This window comes from Citricoccus sp. SGAir0253 (assembly GCF_005877055.1).
Taxonomy (GTDB): Bacteria; Actinomycetota; Actinomycetes; order Actinomycetales; family Micrococcaceae; genus Citricoccus.
The window spans coordinates 382308-404017 of sequence record NZ_CP039424.1; the positions used below are offsets into that span (position 1 = coordinate 382308).

Below are 21710 nucleotides of genomic sequence, written 5' to 3' on the forward strand. Positions count from 1 at the left end.
GGCAATCCCGACCGGTCGGGATTGCCCCCAAAGCCTTCTCTGGACCCGCCCGCCCCGCCCGCCCCGCCCGCGGCCCCGCGTCGAATGCCCCGGACAACGATTGAAATACTCAATCAAATGGCGCAGACTGGGGGCAGTGTGATTCTGGGCACAGGAGCCGTGAGGAGCTGCAGATGTTCAACCGTGGGATCGGGGACTGGATCCACCGCCGCCGCGTCAAGTCGGCCGGGCACACCGCCGTCATCAGCGCCGCGGGCGAGCTGACCTACGACGCCTGGGCGGAGCGCATCGACCGCCTGGCCGACGCCCTGTCCGCCCGGGGCGTGGCCCCGGGGGACCGCGTGGCCTACCTGGGCGAGAACTACCCGTCCTTCCTCGAGGTGCTGTTCGCCGCCGGGTCCCTCGGGGCCGTCTTCGTCCCCCTGAACACCCGGCTCGCCCCGCCCGAGATCGGCTTCGCCCTCGAGGACTCCGGCTCCACCGTGCTCGTCGCCTCGGCCACGCTGGAACCGCTCGCCCTCGCGGGGAGCCGCGGGACCGGCGTCGGGCTCCTGGCGCTGGTGCAGGACGGCCCCCGGGCCGCGGCCGAGCGCCGCGACGGCGACCTCGAGCCGCTCGACTACGAGGACCTGGTGGCCTCCGGCCGGCCGGAGCGCCCGGACGTGGCCGTGGACCTGGACGACCTGGCGATCATCCTCTACACCTCCGGGACCACGGGCAAGCCCAAGGGCGCCATGCTCACCCACGGCAACCTGACGTGGAACGCCTTCAACGTCCTGGCCGACTTCGACGTCACGAGCGAGACGCGGGCGCTGATGATCGCCCCCATGTTCCACGTCGCCTCCCTCGGCATGGGCGCCCTGCCGACCCTGCTCAAGGGCGGCACGCTCGTGCTCGAGCCGCGCTTCGAGCCCGGCCGGGTCCTCCGGCTGATCGAGGAGCACGGCATCACCAGCATGTCCGGCGTGCCGACCACGTACCAGCTGCTGGCCGAGCACCCCGACTGGGACCGCACCGACCTGTCCTCCCTCCGCATCCTCACCTGCGGCGGCTCCGCGGTGCCCATCCGCGTGCTGGAGGCCTACGAGCAGCGGGGGCTCGCCATCGGCATGGGCTACGGCATGACCGAGACCTCGCCCGGCGCCACCGTCCTGCCGGCCCGCTTCTCGCGGCCGAAGCAGGGATCCGGCGGCCTGCCGCACTTCCACACCGCGGTGCGCGTGGTGGACCCCCTCGGCGAGCGCTGCGCCCCGGGGGACGTGGGCGAGATCCAGGTGCAGGGGCCCAACGTCATCTCCGCCTACTGGAACCGTCCCGAGGCCACCCAGGAGTCCTTCGTGCAGGCCGAGGGGGGCACGTGGCTGAAGACGGGGGACATGGGCTACCTCGACGAGGAGGGGTTCCTGTTCATCTCCGACCGGCTCAAGGACATGATCATCTCCGGGGGCGAGAACATCTACCCCGCCCAGGTGGAGCAGGCCATCGCCGAGCTCGAGGCGGTCGCCGCCGTCGCCGTGATCGGGGTGCCCGACGAGAAGTGGGGCGAGGTCCCGCGCGCCGTGGTCGTGGTCCGCGAGGGCCACGAGCTGACCGAGGAGCAGGTCATCGGCCACCTCGACGGCAAGCTCGCCCGGTACAAGATCCCGAAGTCCGTGGTGTTCGTGGACGAGATGCCGCGCACCGCCTCCGGCAAGATCCGCAAGCCGGACCTGCGCCGCCGGTACGGCGGCTGACCGGAGCCCGACGGCGGCGCCCCGGCCCGCGGGCCCGGCCCGCCGAGGCCGGGCGCGGGACTCAGCCGGCCGGCGTCGGGCGCTGGGCTGCCGCCAGGTCGCGGACGATCCGGGCCGCCGCGGCGCGCAGGACGTTGACGAGCGGGCGGGCCGGGGCGTCGTCGTTGGGCACCACCACCGAGACCGCGCCCAGGACCTCCCCGCGTGCCCCGAGCAGCGGCACCGCGACCCCGCGCGCGGCCGGGTGGACGTAGCCGTCCGTCACCACGTGACCCTCCCGGCGGATCGCCGCGAGCCGGCGCCGCAGGACCCCGGGATCGGCCAGCGGCGCGGGCAGCTGCCCCTGCCGCCGCGCGCCGTCCACGACGGCGTCCCGGTCCTCGGCCGCGAGGAAGGCGACCTGCGCCAGCCCGGAGGAGGAGAGCAGGGCCGGGGTGCGGCCGCCGATCATCGTGTAGTTCACCACCGCGTCCGGCGCGGAGAGTCGCTCGACGAAGACGACGTCCGTGCCCCGCAGCACGCCGAGCTGGACGTGCTGGCGCACCAGGTGATGGACGTGCTGGAGGTGCGGCCGGGCCGCCGAGCGCAGTCCGGCGGCGCCCGGGGTGCGGGCCGCCCACTCCCAGAGCCGGACGCCGAGCTGGTAGGTCCGGTCCGGGGAGCGCTCCACGAGCCCCAGGCGCTCGAGCTCGGCCAGCAGCCCGTGCGTGCTCGACAGCGGCATCCCCGTGCGGGCCGCCACCGCGGAGACCGTCAGGTGCACGCTGGCGGAGTCGAAGGCGTCCAGCACGTCCACCGCCCGGCTGAGGGACGACCGTCCCTCCGATGACCTCGCCATGGTCCCTCCTCCGCGTGCCCCGTCCGGGCCTGCCGTGCCCCTGCCGCGCCCGTCCTGCCGGCAGTACCGGGGCGCCGGCTTTCGCATGATGCGAAAGCCACCCTCCCGTCCCAGTGTGGCCGACCCTACGCTGGCCGCACCAGTGGCCGACCGCGGGGCCCGGCCTCGCATCCCGTGCGGCCTCGACCCCCGCCCCCTCGCCCCTCCCCACACCCACCCCCATCCCCAGCACCCAGGAGCAGACACCATGCCGGAGACCCTCGCCCAGGCCATCGACCGCGTCGGGAACCCCGTCGAGTTCCTGCGCAACCAGGACTGGCCGTCCATCACGTTCCCCATCCGCCCGGAGTTCACGAACTGGCGGGACGAACAGCGGGCGTGGCACGAGACGGTGGCGCTGATGGACCAGTCGCACCACATGACCCAGCTCTTCCTCGGCGGCGCGGACCTCATCCCGCTGCTCGAGTCCATCTCCCCGAACACGTTCGCCACCTTCCGCCCCGGCGTGGCCAAGCAGCTGATCTCCGTCAACCAGGACGGCTACCTCATCGGGGACGGCATCCTCTTCTACAACGAGGAGGGCCCCGAGGGGCTCGTGCTCGTGGGCCACCACATCCTCATCGACTGGGTCCGCTTCAACGTGGAGAAGGCCCAGGCCGCGGGCCGGGACGTCCACCAGCGGCTGGACCCGAACTCGACCATGCGGCAGGGCCCGCCGACCTTCTACCGCTACGAGCTCCAGGGCCCGGAGGCGAACCGGGTCATGGAGAAGGTCTTCGGCGGTCCCATCCCGGAGGTGAAGTTCTTCCACATCGCGGACGTCACGGTGGCGGGGCGGAACGTCAAGGCCCTGCGGCACGGCATGGCCGGCCAGCCCGGCTTCGAGTTCTACGGGCCGTGGGCCGACCACGAGGCCGTGCACTCCGCCATCCTCGAGGCCGGCCGCGCGTTCGGCATCCGGGAGGTCGGCGCCAAGGCGTACTCCTCCTCGCCGCTGGAGTCGGGATGGATCCCCACGCCGTTCCCCGCCATCTTCGGGGAGGACCTCGCCGAGTACCGGGAGTGGCTGCCGGCCGCCCGGGCGGGGTCGATCGGCGGCTCGCTGTACTCGACCGACGTGGAGGACTACTACGCCACCCCCTTCGACTTCGGCCTGGGGCGGTCCGTGCGGTTCGACCACGACTTCCACGGCCGCGAGGCGCTCGAGCGGCACGCGGCGAACCAGTCCCGGCGCAAGGTGACCCTCATCTGGCACGCGGAGGACGTGGCCGCCGTCGTGCGCTCGCAGGTGGAGGCGGGCACCCCGGCCAAGTACCTGGACTTCCCCAAGGCCCGCTACGGCTTCTACCAGATGGACGAGGTCCTGCTGGACGGCCGCCGCGTGGGCATCTCCACCGACGCCGGCTACGTGGCCCAGCCGCAGCTGTACATGTCCCTGGCCACCGTGGACCAGGACGTCCCCGAGGGCACCGTGGTGGAGGTGGTGTGGGGCGAGGACCCGGTCTCCGCCAAGCCGCAGGTGGACCGCAACCACCGCCAGGTGCGCATCCGTGCCACCGTGGCCCCGGCGCCGTACCAGGAGTACGCGCGCACCACGTACCGGCAGGACGCCTACGCCTGATCACTGCCGGCCGCCGCCCGTCCGGACGTGGTCCGGGCGGGCGGCGGCCGTCCGGGGCCAGGCGACGCGTCCGGGGTGGTCCCGGGGGTGACGTGTCCTCCGGAGCCGGACGGCCGGGGTGGCGCCGGAGAGGCCTCGGGGGGATGATCCGCCCGGCGCTCAGGCGGGGCTGCCGGCCGAGAGCTGCTCGGGGTAGAGCTCCGCGAGCAGCTGCAGCCCGCGGTCGGCCCAGGCGATCTCCGCCTCGGCGCGGGCCACGAGGCCCTCGTAGGTGAAGCGCTTGAACGCCGCGGTGCGGTGGTGCTCGGCCTCCGGCACGGTCGAGAGGCGGCGGGCCAGGGGGGCGGAGGTGCCGGCGTCGATCTCGTCGATCTGCTGCTGCCAGGCCGCCTGGATCTGCCGGGTGTGCTCCCGGTAGGCCAGGAGCTGCTCGCGGGCGCGCTGCGGCGAGGCGTACTCGAAGTAGGCGGCGCGCAGGTGCATGGGGTCGCGGTCCCGGGCCCACTGCAGGTCCGAGTCCATCCACTCGCGGAAGGACTGGCGGCCGGCCTCCGTGATGGAGTAGGCGATCTTGCGCCCCTTGCGCCCGAACGGGACCTCCTCGGCCTCCAGCAGCCCGTCCTGGGCCATGCGGCGCAGCTCGGGGTAGATCTGCGAGTCGGGGGCGTGCCAGACGTTGCCCACCGAGGAGCCGAAGCGCTTGGCGAGGTCGTAGCCGGTCATCGGCTCCACCATCAGCAGCGCCAGGAGCGCGTTGCGCAGGGACATGGCGCATCCTTCCCGCGGGGCGACTGGTCCCGTCCACTGTAACGGCTTCCACCTCCCAGGCACTATCCCCATAGGGGATTCGCGGGGCTCCGGGACGGGCCGCCGGGATCAGCCGGGCCGGCCCGACACCGCGGCGTTGAGCACGGGGGCGAGCCGGCGCACCCCCTCGCGCAGCACCTCCGGGGCCACGAAGGAGAAGGCGAGGCGGAAGTGCGGGTCCGGGCCGCCGTCGGGGGTGAAGGCGGCCCCGGGCACGAAGACCACGCCCTCCGCGGCGGCCGCGTGCATCAGGGGCGCGGTGTCCACGCCGTCCGGCATCCGCGCCCAGACGAAGAACCCGCCGGCGGGCCGGGTGACGAGCACGCGCGGGTCCAGCCGCGCCTCGAGCTCCTCCACCAGCGCATCACAGCGGCGGGCGTACTCGGCGGCGCACCGGGCCACGTGGCCCTGCCAGTCGAAGCGGGTGAGGAAGGCGGTGGCCAGCATCTGGCTGGGCACCGGCGGGCAGATGTACGCGGACTCGGCGCACAGGTAGAACTCGCGCAGCAGGACCGGGGGGACCAGGGCCCAGCCGATGCGCACCCCGGGGGCGAAGATCTTGGACACGGTCCCCAGGTAGAGCACCTGGTCCCGATGGGCGGCGGCGATCGGCGGGACGGGGGCGTCGTCGAAGCCGAGCTGGCCATAGGGGTTGTCCTCCACGATCAGCACGCCCTCCTCGCGGCAGATCCGCGCCACCTCGTCCCGGCGCTCGGCCGGCATGAGGGCCCCGGAGGGGTTCGCGTAGGACGGGATCGTGTAGAGGAACGCCACGCGCCGGCCCTCGGCCCGCAGCCGCTGCAGGGTCCGGCGCAGGAAGGCCGGGATGAGGCCCTCCTCGTCGGTCGGGGTGGTGACCGCGTCCAGCTGCCACGTGTTGAAGGTGTTCAGCGCGCCCACGAAGGTGGGATCCTCCACCACGACGGCGTCGCCCGGGTTCCCGAGCAGGCGCGCCGCGGTGTCGATCCCGGCCTGCGAGCCCGGCGTGACGACGACGAGGTCCGGGTCCGCCCCCTCGATCCCGTCCGCGGCCATGACGGTGCAGGCGGCGTCGCGCAGCTCGGGAGTGCCCTGGCCGGCACCGTACTGCAGGCTCAGGTGCCCCTGCCGGGCCACGAGCCCCTCGGCCACGCGGCCCAGGTCCTCCAGCGGCAGGTCGTCCAGCCACGGGTTCCCGCCGGCGAGGGAGACGACGCCGGGGGTCATGGCCAGGTCGAAGACGTCCCGGACCGCCGACTGCCGCACGCCGCGGGCGCGGTCCGAAAGGAATGCTGAGGGCTCGGCCACGGCTCCGAGGCTAGCAACGGGGCGACGGAGGGAGAAGGGGTGTCGCTGGGGCCGGGGCGCGGGGGCGGGAGCTCGGGGAGGCGCGGCGCGGAGGCCGCGGCGGGTCAGCCCTGGCCGGCGGCCTGGTCGGTCTGGTCCGCCTGGTCGGGATCACCGATCTCCACGAGCGGATCGGTGCCCGTGCCCTCGGCGCCTGCGGAGGACCCGGCGCTCGCCGCGGGGGAGGGCTCGCCGCCCGGGGTGGTGATCTTCTCCCCGAGCTCCAGCGGGGACAGGCCGAGGAGGTCCTCGATCCGGACGCCGTCCACCAGGACCTCCGCGTCCGGCACGCCGGCGGCGGCCGCGGCGGTGCGGTTGAGCTGGGCCCGCAGTCGGTAGGACTCGCACTGGCTGCGGCTCACCACGTCCCCGGTCAGCTCGAGCGTCACGCGGTCGCCCTCCACGCGCGAGGAGACGAACCGCAGCCCGTCCTCGGAGGGGTCGAGGGAGTTCGTCACGGCAGGGTCCCCGTGCTCGTACTGTTCGTCGTCCAGCAGGAAGTCGATGGCGGAGGCCACCGGGTCCTCCGTCCTCACCGGCACGGTGGTCACCCGCACGAGCAGGTCACCGCACGCCACGTCCCGGCCGGTCGTGCCGGGCGGGAAGTCCCCGTTGAGCGCCACGAAGTACAGCGGCAGCTCCACGAAGCCCTCGGCGGAGGTCCTCGGCAGCGGATCGTCCCCCTGGTCCTGGGAGGTGCCGTTCCCGGGCAGCAGCGAGCAGCCGGCGAGCACGACGGCGGCCGCGGCGCCTCCCAGCGCGAGGGCCGCGCGGCGCGCGGTGGCCGTGACGGGGCTCGCGGCGGTGCCGGGGGGACGGTGCCCGGCGGAGGGCCGGCCGGCTCGCGACGGGGTGCCGGGCGCGCGGGGTGACGTGCGGTCCGGGCGGCGTCGCGCGGTCATGGAACTCCTGGGGGACGGCGGGCGTGCGGCGGGCGCCGTCCGGGGCCGGCCGCGCGAGGTCGGCACCATCGTACTCCGGAGCCCGTCGGCCGCCGGGTCACGGCGCGGACGACGCCGCAGGTCACCGTGCGGCGGGGAAGAAAGTGGCCGGGGCCCAAGAACGGGGTGGGCCCCGGCCGGTCTGGCGGCCATCCGGTCCTCGGAGGGGGGAATGAGGTGACCGGCCTTCACGCCAGACTCTGCACCGACCGGCTCAGGAGCGGTCGGAAACTTTTGACATCAATCAATACTGGCACGGTATGGCTCTCCTGCCAAGCGTGAACGGCGGGTTAAATCGGTGACCTCGCTCTCATGCCGGCGGGACGCAGCGTCAGCCCTCGTCAAAGGAGGGGGCAGGGGCAGGGTGGGCGCCATCGCCCGAGGCTGACCGCGAGTCCCGCGCCCGCTCCTCCTGCGCGCGGGCCTCCTCGCGCCGGCGCACCCACGCGAGCACGTCCTCGGGGTGGATCCGGCGGTGCGTGCCCCGGTAGGTCACCGGGATCTCGCCCCGGTCGGCCAACTGGCGCAGGTAGGTGTTGGACACCCCGGCCAGCCGGGCCGCCTGCGAGGTGTTCAGCCAGCGGTTCTGCTCCGCGACCGTCACCACCGCGCCGCCGGCGAGCCGGCCGAGGAGGTCCAGCACCGCGGTCGTGGCCGCCGGGCCGAGGCGCACGGTGGTGCCGTCCAGCACGACGGTGGCGTCCGGCGTCGGGCCGTGCGGCGCGCCCAACCCGCCGAGGCGGCCGAGCACCGCGAGCTCGCCGGCGGGCAGGGGACCGTGGGTGGTGCTGCGGGACAGCACGGGGATGTCATCGGCCATGGGCCGAACCCTACCCGTGGCCGGTCCCGCGGTGCCGTCCCGCGGCGCCGTCCCGCCGGGGGCGGCGGCGGTAGGCTGGGGGCATGCCCCTGCGTAACCGCCGTGCTGCCGCCCTGCCCGCCAAGCTGAGCCGGTCCTGGCTGCTGGTGAACGCGGCCCACCCGGAGGACTTCGCCCCGGGCCTGGCCTCGGAGGCGGACTCGGTCCTGTTCGACCTCGAGGCGGCCGTGCCCCAGGACCAGAAGGACGCCGCGCGGCAGTCCGTGGTCGAGGCGCTCAACGGCGGCATGGATGCCTGGGTCCGGATCAACGCGATCGACACCGAGGACTGGCAGCGGGACCTCGAGGCGCTGTCCGGGGCCACCGGGCTGCGCGGGGTGATGCTCGCGCTGGCCGAGGAACCCGAGCAGGTCACCCTGACCGCCATGCGGCTGCGGGCCGGCACGCCGGTGATCGCGCTCATCGAGTCGGCGCTGGGCCTGGAGAACGCGACCGCGGTGGCCCGCGCCCCGGGCACCTTCCGCCTCGCGTTCGGCACCAACGACTTCCGCAAGGACACCGGCGTCTCCGACGACCCCATGGCCATGGCCTATGCGCGCTCCCGGCTCGTCATCGCCTCGCGCGTGGGCAAGCTGCCCGGGGCGATCGACGGGCCGCCGGCCGCCGCGGACGACGAGGCCGCCGTGGTGGAGACCTCCCGGGTCACCGCCTCGATGGGCATGACCGGGCGGCTGTGCCTCAACCGCGCCCAGGTGGACTCCATCAACCGGGCCCTGTCCCCGTCCGAGGACGAGGTCGCCTGGGCCGTGGACATGCTGCAGGCGCACCGGGCCGGGGCGTCCGTGGGCGACGGCTCCTACCTGCCGCGTCTGGCCCGTGCCCAGAAGATCGCCGACCTGGCCGATTCCTACGGCCTCTGGAACGCCTGACCGTCACGCCCGGACACCGGTTCCCGGGCATGCGTGCGGGGACGGTAGATTTCTCCCCAGCCATACCGACGTGACGTCCCCCACGCGGGTGGCGGATTCGTGAAAGGAACACCCATGACCAGCACCACCGCAGGGACGTCCGCCACCCAGGACGTCACCGCCTCCTCGATCGCCGGCTCCGAGACCCACGAGCCCGGCTCCATCCAGGACTCCGGCCAGGGCTCGCCGCGCACCGGCACGGCCCGCGTCAAGCGCGGCCTGGCCGACATGCTCAAGGGCGGCGTGATCATGGACGTCGTCACCGCCGAGCAGGCGAGGATCGCCGAGGACGCCGGTGCCGTGGCCGTGATGGCCCTCGAGCGCGTGCCCGCTGACATCCGCGCCCAGGGCGGCGTGGCCCGCATGTCCGACCCGGACCTGATCGACCAGATCGTGGACGCCGTGTCCATCCCCGTCATGGCCAAGGCCCGGATCGGCCACTTCGTGGAGGCCCAGGTCCTCGAGGCGCTCAAGGTCGACTACATCGACGAGTCCGAGGTCCTGTCCCCGGCCGACTACGTGAACCACATCGACAAGTGGGACTTCACCGTCCCCTTCGTCTGCGGCGCCACCAACCTCGGCGAGGCCCTGCGCCGCATCACCGAGGGCGCGGCCATGATCCGCTCCAAGGGCGAGGCCGGCACCGGTGACGTCTCCGAGGCCGTCAAGCACATCCGCACCATCCGCGGCGAGATCGCCAAGCTGTCCGCGCTGTCCAAGGACGAGCTCTACGTGGCCGCCAAGGAGCTGCAGGCCCCGTACGAGCTCGTGGCCGAGGTCGCCCGCGAGGGCAAGCTGCCCGTGGTGCTCTTCACCGCCGGCGGCGTGGCCACCCCGGCCGACGCGGCCCTGATGATGCAGCTCGGCGCCGACGGCGTGTTCGTGGGCTCCGGCATCTTCAAGTCCGGCAACCCCGAGGCCCGTGCCGCCGCGATCGTGCGCGCCACGGCCCAGTACACCGACGCCGCCGCCGTCGCCGACGCTTCGCGCGGCCTGGGCGAGGCCATGGTCGGCATCAACGTCGCCGACCTGCCCGCCCCGCACCGCCTGGCCGAACGCGGGTGGTGAGCCCCGCCGTCGGGACCCGTCCCGACGACGCCCTCCAGGTGACTTTGCGGGCAGAACCCACCGGTCGATACTGCCCGCAAAGTCACCACGGGGGAGGGCGGGCGTGAGCGCCGGCCGGAGCCCCGCCACGGAGCCGGGCCTCGCGGGGGCGGCTCCCGCCGTCGGGGTCTTCGCCCTCCAGGGGGACGTGCGCGAGCACGTCCGCGTGCTGACCGAGCTGGGGGCCCGCGTGTCCCCGGTGCGCTCGGCCGGGGACCTGGCCGGGCTGGACGGCCTGGTCATCCCGGGCGGCGAGTCCTCGGTGATGGACAAGCTCTCCCGGCTGCTGGGCCTGGCCCCGGCGGTGCGGGACGCGATCGACGGCGGCCTGCCCGTCTACGGCACGTGCGCCGGGATGATCATGCTCGCGGACCGGATCGCCAACCCGATCACCGGCCAGCAGTCCCTGGGCGGCCTGGACGTCACGGTCCAGCGCAACGCCTTCGGCTCGCAGGTCGACTCCTTCGAGACGGACCTCGAGGTGCCGGCGGTGTCCGCCGAGCCGGTGCAGGCCGTCTTCATCCGCGCGCCCGCCGTCCTGGCGGCCGGGCCGGAGGTCGAGGTGCTGGCCTCCGTCCCGGCGGAGCGGCTCGAGGCCGGGGTGCCGCGCGAGGGCCTGGGCGCCGAGGTCCCCGTGGCCGTGCGCCAGGGCAACCTGCTGGCCACGAGCTTCCATCCCGAGGTCACCGGAGACTGGTCCTTCCACCGGTACTTCCTGGGGGAGCTGGTCGGCCCGTCACGGCCGTGAGGGGTGCCGGGTCCTCGCCCGGCACCCCGCTCCGGGCCGGTCCGTGCTCGTCCGCCGGCCAGGGGGTCGCCGGTCTCAGCCGGCTTGCGCGAGCGCGCCCAGGGCGGCCAGCGGGGAGGGCGTGGAGCCCGCGTCGGCCTCGTCCTGCACCGTGTTGCGCAGCACGCCCAGGCCGGTGATCTCCACCTCGACCTCGTCGCCCGCGTCCAGCAGGCCGTCCTCGCCCCAGAACAGGCCGACGCCGCCGGGGGTGCCGGTGACGATGACGTCACCGGGATGGAGCCGGGTGAACCCGGTGACGTAGCTGATGAGGGTCGGGATGTCGAAGTAGAGGTCCGCCACGGAGGCGTGCTGGCGCACCTCGCCGTTGACCCGGGTCTCCAGGGTCAGTCCGTGCACGTCGCCCACGTCCGCGGCCGGGACCAGGTAGGGGCCGAAGGCGCCGGTGGCCGGGAAGTTCTTGCCCGGGATCCACTGGCTGGCGGCCTTCTGCCAGTCGCGGACGGAGAAGTCGTTGTAGTTGGCGTAGCCGGCGACGTGGTCGAACGCGTCCTCCGGGGCCACGTGCCACGCCTCCTTGCCGATGACCAGGGCCATCTCACCTTCGTAGTCGAACGTGCCCGTGGAGGCCGGCTTGATCGCCGGGGCCAGGTGGCCCATCTGCGTGTCCGCGAACCGGGTGAAGACCGTGGGCGCCGTCTGCCCGGTCTTGCCGGACTCCTCCTGGTGCGTCCGGTAGTTCACGCCGATGCAGATGATCTTCCCGGGCGTGGTCAGGCATGGCAGGTAGGAGATGTCCGCCTCGGCGTAGGTGGGCGCACCGGCCAGGGCGGAGGGCTCCAGGGTGCCGAAGACTCCGGCGGCCACGGCGTCGTGCAACGAGGCGGCGCGGCCGGTGCCGGTGGGGCCGAGGTCGTAGACGACTCCCTGCGAGGCGACGCCCCATGTCGGGGTGCCTTCCGGGGTCACGAAGCTGAGGTAGTTCACAAGGGTCTCCCAAGGGTCGGGCCAGGGGGCGCACCATCGGTCCGCCGGTCGCGGCGGAGTGCCGCGCGCATCGTCACACACCGTATCCAGCGATCCTGCACTGTGCAAGAAGAAAATATTCTTCAGCCTTAATTGCGAAAGGGGTGGAAAAATGCCGTGCTGTGCGTCATGCTGGTCCGTGACAGCCGTCTCAGCGGCGCGTGCGCCACCCCGACCCCCGTGAGTCACCGGGGGAGGGCCCGGAGTCTAGGAAAGGACGACCCCCGATGAGCACTTCCAAGCCGGCTCAGCACATGGTCCTGACGACCTTCATGCTGCCCGCGGGATACCACAAGGACAGCTGGCGGATGGAGGGGAGCCGGGCCGAGGAGCTCGGCAACCTGGACTTCGTCCTCGAGCTCACCCAGATGGCCGAGGCGGCCAAGCTGGACGCCGTGTTCTTCGGGGACGTGGTGCACGCCAACACCCTGCTGCGTGGGGACATCAAGATGAACGGCTTCTACGAACCCGTCGCCGTGCTCTCGGCCCTGGCCGCCCGCACCCAGCACATCGGCCTGGTCGGCACCATCTCCACGTCCTTCACCGAGCCCTACAACGTGGCCCGGCAGCTCTGCGGGCTCGACCACATGTCCAACGGCCGCGCCGGGTGGAACATCGTGACCTCCTCGGACGGCTTCCAGAACTTCGGCATGGACCAGGCCCCGGACCCGGCCACCCGCTACCGCCGCGCCACCGAGTTCGTGGACGTGGTGCGCCGGCTGTGGGACTCCTGGGACGACGGCGCCGTGATCGTGGACCGCGCCTCGGGCGAGTACCTGGACCGCACCCGCCTGCACCCGATCGACCACGAGGGCGAGTTCTTCCGCGTCCAGGGCCCGCTGAACATGCCCACCAGCCCGCAGCGCCACCCCGTGCTGGCCCAGGCCGGGTCCTCGGGCCCGGGCATGGAGCTGGGCTCGTCCATCGGGGACATGATCTACACGGCCCAGCCCCACAAGCAGCCCTCGATCGAGTTCTACGCCACGTTCAAGCGGATGGCCAAGGACAAGGGGCGCCACCCGGACCACGTGAAGATCATCCCCGGCATCCTGCCCATCCTCGGGGACACCGAGGCCGAGGCGCGCGAGCTGGCCGACGAGCTCGGCCGCCACGTGCACCTGGAGAACGGGCGCACCCAGGTCGGTGCGGACCTGCGCATGGACCTGTCCGAGCTGGATTACGACGAGCGCATCCCGGCCGAGTGGTTCCGCGAGGACGACTCCCTGGGCAGCCGCTACAAGATTTACCGGATGAAGTCCGTGGAGATGGGCATGACCCTGCGCGAGCTGATCGTGGACCTCGCCCGGTCCACCGGTCACCAGTGGATGGCCGGCACCGCGTCCCAGGTCGCCGACCGGATGGTCGACTGGTTCGAGTCCAAGGCCTGCGACGGCTTCAACCTGAACTCCCCGTTCAACCCCGGGGGTTTCAAGCTGATCTGCGACAAGCTCGTGCCCGAGCTGCAGGACCGCGGGTACTTCCGCAGCGAGTACGAGGGCGCCACGTTCCGGGAGAACCTCGGCCTGCCCGAGGTCTCACCGTCGCTGCAGCCGGCCTGAGGCCGCCCCGCCCGCCCCGGCGCGACGCCGGGGCGGGCCCCCAAGCCGGGCCGCCCACCGCTGGAGGAACCGCGGTGGGCGGCCCGAACCAGTCCCTGGAGAAGAGGTATGGAGATGACTGAACTGACCGTGGAGCGGGCGGCCGAGGCCCCGGGGGCGCGCGAGGAGTTCCTGCGCCGCGCCGAGGAGATCGTCGGCGCCGAGCACGTGATCCGCCCGGGGGCCGAGGAGGGCTACCGGGACCCCTACCCGCTGGTCCCCGGCCGGTCCACCTGGCCGGGCGTGCGTCCCGCCGACACCGCCCAGGTGCAGGCGCTGGTGCGCCTGGCCAACGAGACCGGCACCGCCCTGTGGACGTTCTCCAAGGGCAAGAACCTCGGCTACGGGGGGCCGGAGCCGCGGGGCGAGTCGATGGTCGCCCTGGACCTGGGGCGGATGAACCGCATCCTCGAGGTCGACGACCGCCTGTGCTACGCCGTCGTCGAGCCGGGCGTGACGTTCTTCGACCTGTACGAGTACATCCAGGAGCGGGGCCTGGAGGTGTGGATGTCCGTCCCGGCCCTCGGCTGGGGTTCCGTGCTGGGCAACGCCCTGGACCGGGGCTATGGCATGACGCCGCTGGGTGATCATTCCAAGCAGATCTGCGGCATGGAGGTCGTCCTCCCGGACGGGGAGCTGCTGCGCACCGGCATGGGCGCCATGGAGGGCACCGACCTGGGGCCCCTCTTCCAGGGCGGCTTCGGCCCCACCCTGGACGGGCTGTTCGCCCAGTCGAACCTCGGGGTGGTCACCCGGATCGGGCTGTGGCTCATGCCCTGGCCGGAGGTCTACGTCAACGGCGAGGTGACGGTCGAGCGCGAGGAGGACATGCCGGTCCTGGTCGACCTCCTCACCCAGTTGCGCCGCGAGGACGTCATCCAGAACAACGCCCTGTGCGGCAACGTGGTGCGAGCGGTCACCATGAACGGCCCCCGGTCCCGCTGGTACCAGGGCGAGGGCTCGATCCCGCCGGAGCGGCTGGAGGAGATCCGCCAGGAGCTGGGGATCGGCCAGTGGAACGCGAAGTTCGGCATCTACGGGGACAAGGGCCTGGCGGAGCGCCGGCTCGAGATCATCCGGGAGCGCTTCGCCGGGCTCGAGGGCTTCACCGTCACCGCCCGGATGTACGAGGGGGCCGAGGGCGCCCGCGTGGCCTACGAGGACATCGCCGAGGGCGACCGCACCCAGATGGCCGGCGTGCCCACGCTCAAGCCCCTGGGCACCATCAACTACCTGGCCGAGGACGGCGGGCACATCGACGCGGCCCCGATCCTGCCGGCACGTGGCGAGGAGGTCTGGGACTTCTACCAGGAGGTCAAGGAGCTGTACACCGAGTACGGCTTCGACCTGTACATCGGCTACCACCTCTACCCGCGGCACATGGTGCACGTGACCATGATCTACTTCGAGAACGGCAACGAGGAGATGCTCGGCCGGGCCCGGGAGCTGTACGGCAGGCTGCTGGACGCCGCCCGCGACCGGGGGTATGCCCCGTACCGCAGCCACGTGGACTACATGGACCGGATCGCGGACGGCTTCGACTTCAACGGCCACGCCGCGCGCCGGTTCCAGGAGCGCCTGAAGGACGCCGTCGATCCGAACGGGATCCTCGCGCCGGGCAAGCAGGGGGTCTGGCCGGCACGCTACCGCGTGGAGGGCTGAACCCTCCGGGCCAGAGGTCCGCGGGATCGTGGGCCTTCCGGCGGCGGCCGCCTGGTGATCAGGCGGTCGTCGCCGGGAGGCCCACTTCCACGCCCAGCTTCGTGATGGCCTCGAGCGTGCCGTGGTAGTGCTCGGCCAGCAGCCGGGAGGTGGTCTCGGCGTCCCGCGCCAGGGCCGCGTCGAGGATCGCCTGGTGCTCGGCGGAGAGGTCCCGGCCGGACCAGTTGGTGGCGCTCGTGGCCCAGCGGTTGTACAGCTGCGTGAGGTCGGAGAGCGTGTTCGTCAGGTCGATCAGCACGGGCACGCCGCAGGCGGCCAGCAGCTGCGCGTGGAACGCCTGGTGGGCGGCCGCCCACTCGATGGTGGGGAGGTTCTCCGCGTCGCGGCTGGGGGTCCTCTCCATCCGGTGGTGGACGGCCATCAACTCGCCCTCCCAGTTCAGGTCCCCGCGCTCGATGGCCAGCGAGACGGCGAACTGCTCGTTGACGCACCGCAGCTCGGTGATGTCCCGCAGTTCGTCCAGGGACACGGTGGGGACGAAGAAGCCCCGGTTGGGCTTCAACACCACCAGGCGATCACCGGCCAGGCGGGTCAGCGCCTCCCGGACCACCGTGGACGAGGTGCTGAACTGCTCGGAGAGCTGGTTCAGCTGGAGGCGGTCGCCGGGGGCCCACTGCCCCCGCAGGATATTGGTGCGCAGCTCATCGCGGATGTGCTTGGAGAGCGTCTCGGCATCGGTTCGCTTGGCCATGCCGCCAGTCTAGGGCGCAATCGTGCAAATGTGCGACGAAAAAATTAACCCGCTTCGCCCGCGTCAGGATTGCATTCTTCCGGATCCGCTCGGCCGCGACTATTGCCTGGCTCACATCCACCTCGTACACTCGTGGCAACAGAAAATATTATTCAGCGCAAAATGCACTGAGGATGGACGGGAGACGAGATGACCGCGAGGACCGGGGCCCAGTACAAGGCAGGCCTGGACGACGGCCGGGAGGTGTGGCTGGGTGACGAGCAGATCGACATCACCACCCACCCGGCCATGGCCCGCTCCGTCGAGGGGATGGCCGGCTACTTCGACTACCAGCACGTGCATGCGGACGAGGTGCTCATGGAGTCCCCGCACGGCGGGATGATGAACGTCTCGCACCTGCTGCCGCGCGGCGCCGAGGACATCGAGCGCCGCCACGTGGCCTTCGACCGCCTGGCCAGGTACTCCGTGGGCATGCTCGGGCGGACCCCGGACTACGTGAACGTGGTGCTGGCCGGGCACGTCTCCCGCCGGGACATCTTCGAGCAGTACGGGGACCCCGTGCTCCACGACCGCCTGGCCGCCTACCAGCGCGAGGTCATCGACGGTGACCTGGCGCTGACCCACACGATCGTGCACGCCGCCATCGACAAGTCCGCCGGCGAGTTCGAGGGCGTCAACGAGGACCTGACCCTGCGGGTGGTGGACCGCACCCCCGAGGGCGTGGTCGTCCGCGGCGCCAAGATGCTGGCCACCCTGGGGCCGATCGCGGACGAGCTCTACGTCTACCCGGCCACCCCGATCCGGCCCGGCAACGAGGAGTACGCCATCTCGTTCGCCATCCCGGTCAACACCCCCGGCGTGGTGTCCGTGTGCCGTGACCCCTACGCCGTGGACATGGACGTGGTGGACCGCCCCTTCTCGGCGCGCTTCGACGAGCAGGACGCCGTGGTGATCTTCGAGGACGTGCTCGTGCCCTGGCACCGGGTCTTCATCGACGGCAACCTGGACGTCTACAACCGGATCAACGCCGGCACGGCCACCGGCAACACCCAGCAGCAGACCGCCATCCGCGCCTGCGTGAAGATGGAGTTCGCCTACGACCTGTGCGTGCAGATGGCCAAGGCCACCGGCACCGACGCCACGCCGGACACCGCGGCGATGCTGGGGGAGATCTACTCCTACCTGCGCATCGCCCGGGCCGTGGTGCACTCGGCCGAGGTGAACTCCTCGGACTGGGGCGGCGGGGCCTGGTTCTGCCACGACGACATCTCCTCGCTGCGCACCATGATGCCGCTGTGGATGGCCCGGGTGAACGACATCATCAAGACCCTGGGCTCGCACAACCTGCTCGCCACGCCCACGGCGGCCGCCTTCGACCACCCGCGGCTGGGTCCGCTGGTGGAGCGCTACCTGCCCGGGGCCCAGGGCATCTCGGCGCGCGAGCGGGCGCGGATCTTCCGCACCGCCTGGGACTTCGCCGGTTCCGCCCTCGGTTCCCGCAACGAGCTCTACGAGCGGTTCTACCTGGGATCCGTGGGCCGTGCCCGCGGCCTCGACCACCGCAAGGCGCAGGGCAAGGGCGAGACCGGGGCCTACCGGGCCCTGTTCGAGGACGCCGGCATCCCTGCCGCCGACGCCGTCGCCCGACCCGTCGCCGTCGCCCACTGAGCCCAACCGGCCATGCCGGGGGCGCGGTGCGCCCCCGGCCGAGAAGAGAATCGAGGAGACAGACATGTCCTGGGGACTGATCAGCGAGATGGGCCACGTGGGGATCCAGACGACGGATCTCGACGCCTCCATCTGGGACGCGACCCAACTGCTCGGATTGCGTGTCACGGAGCAGACGGGCGACGCCGCCTACCTGGCGGCCGCAGACGTGCACCACGAGCTCGTCTACCGCGAGTCGGACGTCAACGGCGTGGACTCCCTCGGGCTGGTCGCCCGGGACGGGGACGCGCTGCGGACCATCCGCCGCCGCGTGGAGGACGAGAACCTGGAGGTGCTCAGCGACGCGCCGCGCACGGCCGGGGTGGAGGACGGGTTCAGCTTCGTGGGCCCGGAGGACTACGTCTTCGAGATCACCATCGGCCGCCAGCCGGACGTGGCCGCGCAGCAGGGCTTCGGGCCGGACCGCTACGGCCACCTCAACTTCCACCCGCGCAACACGCGGTCGATGATGGAGTTCCTGCAGCGGGTGCTGGACTTCCGGCTCTCGGACGTCATCGGCGACGACTACGCCTACTTCATGCGGTGCAACCCGGACCACCACGGGATCGCGTTGCTGCCGGGCAAGGGCACGTTCCACCACCACGCGTGGCAGACCCAGTCCGTGGCCGACCTGGCCAAGCTGGGGGACCGGCTCAACAGGGTGGGCCGGGAGCTGATCTGGGGGCCCGTCCGCCATGGCGCGGGTCACAACGTGGCGGCCTATTATGTAGAGCATTCCGGCGCCGTCGTGGAGTTGTACACCGATCTCGAGCAGATCTACGACGACAACCGCGAGCCCGTCATCTGGGGCGCCGACGACAACTGGTGGAACATGTGGAGCGACTACCGTCCCCTGGACTTCCGCGACTTCGGCATCCCGCCGGTCGTCCGCCGCCTCACCTCGGCCTGACGGCGGCCCTCCTCCGATGCGCTCCCGGTCCCGTGGAGCGTGTCCACCTGCTCAGCCTGATCCCGCCGTCGCCGGGCACCCCTCCCCGGCGACGGCCCCCCACCCCCGTGCCACCACGGCGCCCGGAAGTTGGAAACCATGCACCAGACCCCGAACACCGGCTCCGCCGGCCGTCCGTCGACGCCGCGCGACACGCTGAACACCAAGGACCTGCGCCGGGTCCTCGGTTCGAGCATGCTCGGCTCGATCATCGAGTACTACGACTTCATCCTGTACGCCACGGCGGCCTCGATCGTCTTCGACAAGGTCTTCTTCTCCGACCTGGACCCCGCGCTGGCGCTCTTCGCCTCCTTCGGCACCCTGGCCGCCGGGTACCTCGCCCGGCCGCTGGGCGGGGTGGTGTTCGGCCACTTCGGTGACCGAGTGGGCCGGAAGCAGATGCTCGTGGTCTCGATGATGATGATGGGCATCGCCACCATCGCCATCGGCCTGCTGCCGACACCGGAGGTGCTCGGCTGGCTCTCCCCGGTGGTGTTGGTGATGCTGCGCATGGTCCAGGGCATCTCGGTGGGCGGGGAGTGGGGCGGGGCCACGCTGATGGCCCTCGAGCACGCCCCGGCCTCCCGGCGCGGGTTCGCCGCCGCCTTCGCGAACGCCGGGGGGCCGGCGGGCGGCCTGCTGGCCACGCTCGTGGTGTCCGCGACCTCGGCGCTGACCGGAGACGCCTTCCTCGAATGGGGCTGGCGGGTGCCCTTCCTGCTCAGCGCGGTGCTGATCGCCCTCGGCATGGTGATCCGCCTGAAGGTGGCGGAGTCCCCGGTGTTCGAGAAGCTGGCCACCGAGGCCGAGCAGCTCGAGGAGACCCGCAAGACCCCGTTGATGGAGATCATCACGCGGCACTCGAGGACGGTCGGCCTGACGCTCGTCGCCAGCCTCGGCTTCTACGCCTGCCAGGGCATCCTCACCTCCTGGGGCGTGGCCCAGGCCGTCAACGACGGCATCGACCGCGAGTGGGTGCTGAACTGGAAGGGCGCCGCCGCCGTCGTCACCGTGGCCGTCTCCTTCCTGGCCGCCCGGATGAGCGACCGCATCGGCCGCCGCACCGTGCTGACCATCGGCGCCGTCGCCGGGACCGTCCTGGCCTGGCCGATCCTGGCGATGCTCACCAGCGGCGACCCGTGGCTGTTCGTGGTCGCGATCCTCGTGGGCAACGGCCTGGTCCAGGGCATCCTGGCCGGTCCGATCGGGGCGTTCATCTCCGAGCTGTTCCCGCCCCGGGTGCGCTACACCGGTGCCTCGATGTCCTACCAGCTGGCCTCCACCCTGGGGGCCGGGTTCACCCCGATGATCGTCACGGGCCTGATGATCGCCGGCGGGCTTCCCCTCGTGGGCGTGTTCTGGATCGCCGTGCTCGTGGCCGGCCTGGTCTGCATCCGGATCGTGCCCGAGGGGGCGGAGGGCATGCAGGGCACCCACGTGGACCGGGCACGGTTCAAGGCGACCAAGCGCATCGCCACCCGCAACGTGCCCCGGGAGTCCGTGGGTGCCGGGCACGGACCGCGGACGAAGGCCTGAGATGGCGGCCGAGGCGCCCTCCCGCCCCGCGGCGGCAACACCGACCGGCGCGTCCACCGGCGCGTCCACCGGCGCAGCCACCGGGACTGACGCGGGGCAGACCCTCACGGACCGGTTCGTCCGCCACGCCCATCGGGTCCGGTTCGAGGACTTCGGCGAGGCCACGCTGCGCCGTGCCCGGCACCGGCTGCTGGACGCGCTGGGCAACACCGTGGCGGGCCACCGGGCCCAGGGGATGGCCGAGCTGGTCGAGACCGTCGCCGGCTGGGGCGGCCAGCCCGAGGCCACCGTCCTGGGGGACGGCCGCCGGATCCCTGCCCACCACGCGGCGATGCTCAACGCGGCACTGATGCGCTCGTTCGACTTCGAGCCGGTCGGCGCCGAGGGACCCGGCCGGCGGCAGGTCGCCGCGCACCTCACCGGCACCACCGTCCCGGTGGCCCTGGCCGTCGGCGAGCGCGTGGGCGCCACCGGCCGCCAGGTCCTCACCGCCCTGCTCGCCGGGGAGGACGTGGCCGCCCGGCTGGCCTTCGGCTCCGGCTTCGACGTGTACTCCGGCCAGGACAACACCGGCACGGTCAACGGCGTGGGGGCGACGATCACCGCCTGCCTGCTGCTGGGCCTGGACGAGGAGCGCACCCGCCATGCCCTGGGGCTGGTGGTCACCCAGCTGGCGGGCACCGTGGCGAGCATCTTCGACCACGCCAGCGCCTTCAAGCTGCCCATGGCCTTCGCCGCCCGCAACGCCGTCACCGCGGCGGAGCTGGCCGCGGCCGGGGCCACCGGGCCGGCGGACCCGCTGGGCGGGCGCTTCGGCTTCCTGGAGACCCACTGCGCGGACCCGCACCCGGAGGTGATGCTGGAACGGCTGGGACAGGAGTTCTACGCGGACGCCGTCATCAAGCCGTGGTCCTGCTGCCGCGCCGCCCAGCCCTCCCTGGAGGCCTGCACGCGCCTGCTGGACGTCCCGGGCGTCACCGCCGAGCGGATCGAACGGGTCACCGTCCACGTCACCCCGCGCACCGCCGCGGGGTTCGTGGGGCAGCGGTTCACCCCGGGCCCGTGTCCCGAGGTCGCCGCCGCATTCAGCATCCACTACACCGCGGCCGCCGCCCTGGCCTTCGGCACGGTGCGGCCCGAGCACCTGGGCCCGGAGGCCATGGCCGACCGGCGCGTGCGGCGGCTGCTGGAGCGGATCGAGATCCAGGGCAGCCTCGACGACGGCGAGGTGCTCACGGCGGAGGTCGAGGTGCGGCTGGCCGACGGCGGCGTGCACCGCGAGCGCGTGGACACCCCGCTCGGGGACGTCCACCACGCCCCGCTCACGGAGGAGCAGGTCCTGGACAAGTACCGCCTCAACGCCGCGTTCTCGGGGTGCGTCACCGAGGACGTCGCCGCCCAGGGGATCGCCGAGGTGGGCGCGTTCGAGGACCTGCCCGACGTCGGCCGCCTGGCCGGGCTGTTCGGCGCCGGGTCCTGAGCCGGCCGGCGGACCGGCGGGAACGGACCGGCGGGGCCGGACCAGCGGGGCCGGACCAGCGGGGCCGGACCAGCGGGGCCGGCAGCACACGA

18 protein-coding genes are annotated in these 21710 nt (G+C 72.5%); 11 read left to right on the forward strand and 7 right to left on the reverse strand.

All coding sequences use genetic code 11. The annotated features are described in order from the left end of the window. Nucleotides 1-173 precede the first annotated feature (173 nt). Complete coding sequence (locus E7744_RS01740; RefSeq protein ID WP_137772631.1) at nucleotides 174-1733, forward strand: long-chain fatty acid--CoA ligase; 1560 nt, start codon at nucleotides 174-176, stop codon at nucleotides 1731-1733. Between the two features lie 61 nt (nucleotides 1734-1794). Here E7744_RS01740 and E7744_RS01745 read toward each other — a convergent pair whose 3' ends face one another. Further along, nucleotides 1795-2571: an IclR family transcriptional regulator gene (locus tag E7744_RS01745; RefSeq protein ID WP_168199719.1), complete on the reverse strand. Its 777-nt coding sequence runs from the start codon at nucleotides 2569-2571 to the stop codon at nucleotides 1795-1797. 247 nt (nucleotides 2572-2818) lie between these two features. Between E7744_RS01745 and E7744_RS01750 the strand changes: the two genes are divergently transcribed. Then, nucleotides 2819-4192: an aminomethyltransferase family protein gene (locus tag E7744_RS01750; RefSeq protein WP_137772633.1), complete on the forward strand. Its 1374-nt coding sequence runs from the start codon at nucleotides 2819-2821 to the stop codon at nucleotides 4190-4192. Between the two features lie 159 nt (nucleotides 4193-4351). On the opposite strand, the gene E7744_RS01755 is transcribed toward E7744_RS01750, so the two are convergent. The 4 genes from E7744_RS01755 to E7744_RS01770 all read right to left on the reverse strand — a co-directional run bounded on the left by E7744_RS01755 (nucleotide 4352) and on the right by E7744_RS01770 (nucleotide 8086). After that, nucleotides 4352-4960, reverse strand: coding sequence for a PadR family transcriptional regulator (locus E7744_RS01755; protein WP_137772634.1), 609 nt, complete (start codon nucleotides 4958-4960; stop codon nucleotides 4352-4354). Between the two features lie 108 nt (nucleotides 4961-5068). Continuing rightward, a complete protein-coding gene (locus E7744_RS01760) occupies nucleotides 5069-6286 on the reverse strand; it encodes a PLP-dependent aminotransferase family protein (RefSeq protein WP_246858506.1) in 1218 nt (405 codons plus the stop codon). A 104-nt stretch (nucleotides 6287-6390) separates the two neighbouring features. Continuing rightward, nucleotides 6391-7227 (reverse strand): hypothetical protein, encoded by an 837-nt coding sequence (locus tag E7744_RS01765; RefSeq protein WP_137772635.1) that lies wholly within the window; start codon nucleotides 7225-7227, stop codon nucleotides 6391-6393. Nucleotides 7228-7597: 370 nt separating this feature from the next. Continuing rightward, nucleotides 7598-8086: a helix-turn-helix domain-containing protein gene (locus E7744_RS01770; RefSeq protein ID WP_137772636.1), complete on the reverse strand. Its 489-nt coding sequence runs from the start codon at nucleotides 8084-8086 to the stop codon at nucleotides 7598-7600. Between the two features lie 83 nt (nucleotides 8087-8169). On the opposite strand from E7744_RS01770, the gene E7744_RS01775 reads away from it, so the two are divergent. From E7744_RS01775 to pdxT, 3 genes are all read left to right on the forward strand, one after another. Next, nucleotides 8170-9015 (forward strand): CoA ester lyase, encoded by an 846-nt coding sequence (locus tag E7744_RS01775; RefSeq protein WP_137772637.1) that lies wholly within the window; start codon nucleotides 8170-8172, stop codon nucleotides 9013-9015. 114 nt (nucleotides 9016-9129) lie between these two features. Beyond that, complete coding sequence (pdxS, locus tag E7744_RS01780) at nucleotides 9130-10122, forward strand: pyridoxal 5'-phosphate synthase lyase subunit PdxS (RefSeq protein ID WP_305764208.1); 993 nt, start codon at nucleotides 9130-9132, stop codon at nucleotides 10120-10122. 103 nt (nucleotides 10123-10225) lie between these two features. Further along, complete coding sequence (gene pdxT / locus E7744_RS01785; protein ID WP_137772638.1) at nucleotides 10226-10909, forward strand: pyridoxal 5'-phosphate synthase glutaminase subunit PdxT; 684 nt, start codon at nucleotides 10226-10228, stop codon at nucleotides 10907-10909. Nucleotides 10910-10984: 75 nt separating this feature from the next. Here the strand turns inward: pdxT and E7744_RS01790 are convergent, their stop codons facing one another. Continuing rightward, the gene (locus tag E7744_RS01790) at nucleotides 10985-11896 is read right to left on the reverse strand and encodes a fumarylacetoacetate hydrolase family protein (RefSeq protein WP_137772639.1); all 912 of its coding nucleotides are present in this window, start codon (nucleotides 11894-11896) and stop codon (nucleotides 10985-10987) included. 266 nt (nucleotides 11897-12162) lie between these two features. Here E7744_RS01790 and E7744_RS01795 point away from each other — a divergent pair, with 266 nt between their 5' ends. Then, the gene (locus E7744_RS01795; protein ID WP_137772640.1) at nucleotides 12163-13494 is read left to right on the forward strand and encodes an LLM class flavin-dependent oxidoreductase; all 1332 of its coding nucleotides are present in this window, start codon (nucleotides 12163-12165) and stop codon (nucleotides 13492-13494) included. A 114-nt stretch (nucleotides 13495-13608) separates the two neighbouring features. After that, nucleotides 13609-15195, forward strand: a complete 1587-nt coding sequence (locus E7744_RS01800) for an FAD-binding oxidoreductase (RefSeq protein WP_168199720.1) — start codon at nucleotides 13609-13611, stop codon at nucleotides 15193-15195. A 58-nt stretch (nucleotides 15196-15253) separates the two neighbouring features. Here E7744_RS01800 and E7744_RS01805 read toward each other — a convergent pair whose 3' ends face one another. Next, nucleotides 15254-15946, reverse strand: a complete 693-nt coding sequence (locus E7744_RS01805) for a GntR family transcriptional regulator (protein WP_137772642.1) — start codon at nucleotides 15944-15946, stop codon at nucleotides 15254-15256. 189 nt (nucleotides 15947-16135) lie between these two features. Between E7744_RS01805 and E7744_RS01810 the strand changes: the two genes are divergently transcribed. The 4 genes from E7744_RS01810 to E7744_RS01825 all read left to right on the forward strand — a co-directional run bounded on the left by E7744_RS01810 (nucleotide 16136) and on the right by E7744_RS01825 (nucleotide 21618). Further along, complete coding sequence (locus E7744_RS01810; protein ID WP_137772643.1) at nucleotides 16136-17614, forward strand: 4-hydroxyphenylacetate 3-hydroxylase N-terminal domain-containing protein; 1479 nt, start codon at nucleotides 16136-16138, stop codon at nucleotides 17612-17614. A 64-nt stretch (nucleotides 17615-17678) separates the two neighbouring features. Further along, complete coding sequence (locus E7744_RS01815) at nucleotides 17679-18563, forward strand: VOC family protein (protein ID WP_137772644.1); 885 nt, start codon at nucleotides 17679-17681, stop codon at nucleotides 18561-18563. Nucleotides 18564-18701: 138 nt separating this feature from the next. After that, nucleotides 18702-20138 (forward strand): MFS transporter, encoded by a 1437-nt coding sequence (locus E7744_RS01820; RefSeq protein WP_137772645.1) that lies wholly within the window; start codon nucleotides 18702-18704, stop codon nucleotides 20136-20138. Nucleotide 20139: 1 nt separating this feature from the next. Further along, on the forward strand, nucleotides 20140-21618 hold the full coding sequence (locus tag E7744_RS01825) for an MmgE/PrpD family protein (RefSeq protein WP_137772646.1): 1479 nt from the start codon (nucleotides 20140-20142) through the stop codon (nucleotides 21616-21618). Nucleotides 21619-21710 lie beyond the last annotated feature (92 nt).

Coding starts and splice junctions, on each gene's coding strand:
- E7744_RS01740 (WP_137772631.1), top strand. CDS start 174: ATGTTCAACCGTGGGATCGGGGACTGGATCCACCGCCGCCGCGTCAAG.
- E7744_RS01745 (WP_168199719.1), bottom strand. CDS start 2,571: ATGGCGAGGTCATCGGAGGGACGGTCGTCCCTCAGCCGGGCGGTGGAC.
- E7744_RS01750 (WP_137772633.1), top strand. CDS start 2,819: ATGCCGGAGACCCTCGCCCAGGCCATCGACCGCGTCGGGAACCCCGTC.
- E7744_RS01755 (WP_137772634.1), bottom strand. CDS start 4,960: ATGTCCCTGCGCAACGCGCTCCTGGCGCTGCTGATGGTGGAGCCGATG.
- E7744_RS01765 (WP_137772635.1), bottom strand. CDS start 7,227: ATGACCGCGCGACGCCGCCCGGACCGCACGTCACCCCGCGCGCCCGGC.
- E7744_RS01770 (WP_137772636.1), bottom strand. CDS start 8,086: ATGGCCGATGACATCCCCGTGCTGTCCCGCAGCACCACCCACGGTCCC.
- E7744_RS01775 (WP_137772637.1), top strand. CDS start 8,170: ATGCCCCTGCGTAACCGCCGTGCTGCCGCCCTGCCCGCCAAGCTGAGC.
- pdxS (WP_305764208.1), top strand. CDS start 9,130: ATGACCAGCACCACCGCAGGGACGTCCGCCACCCAGGACGTCACCGCC.
- E7744_RS01795 (WP_137772640.1), top strand. CDS start 12,163: ATGAGCACTTCCAAGCCGGCTCAGCACATGGTCCTGACGACCTTCATG.
- E7744_RS01800 (WP_168199720.1), top strand. CDS start 13,609: ATGACTGAACTGACCGTGGAGCGGGCGGCCGAGGCCCCGGGGGCGCGC.
- E7744_RS01805 (WP_137772642.1), bottom strand. CDS start 15,946: ATGGCCAAGCGAACCGATGCCGAGACGCTCTCCAAGCACATCCGCGAT.
- E7744_RS01810 (WP_137772643.1), top strand. CDS start 16,136: ATGACCGCGAGGACCGGGGCCCAGTACAAGGCAGGCCTGGACGACGGC.
- E7744_RS01815 (WP_137772644.1), top strand. CDS start 17,679: ATGTCCTGGGGACTGATCAGCGAGATGGGCCACGTGGGGATCCAGACG.
- E7744_RS01820 (WP_137772645.1), top strand. CDS start 18,702: ATGCACCAGACCCCGAACACCGGCTCCGCCGGCCGTCCGTCGACGCCG.
- E7744_RS01825 (WP_137772646.1), top strand. CDS start 20,140: ATGGCGGCCGAGGCGCCCTCCCGCCCCGCGGCGGCAACACCGACCGGC.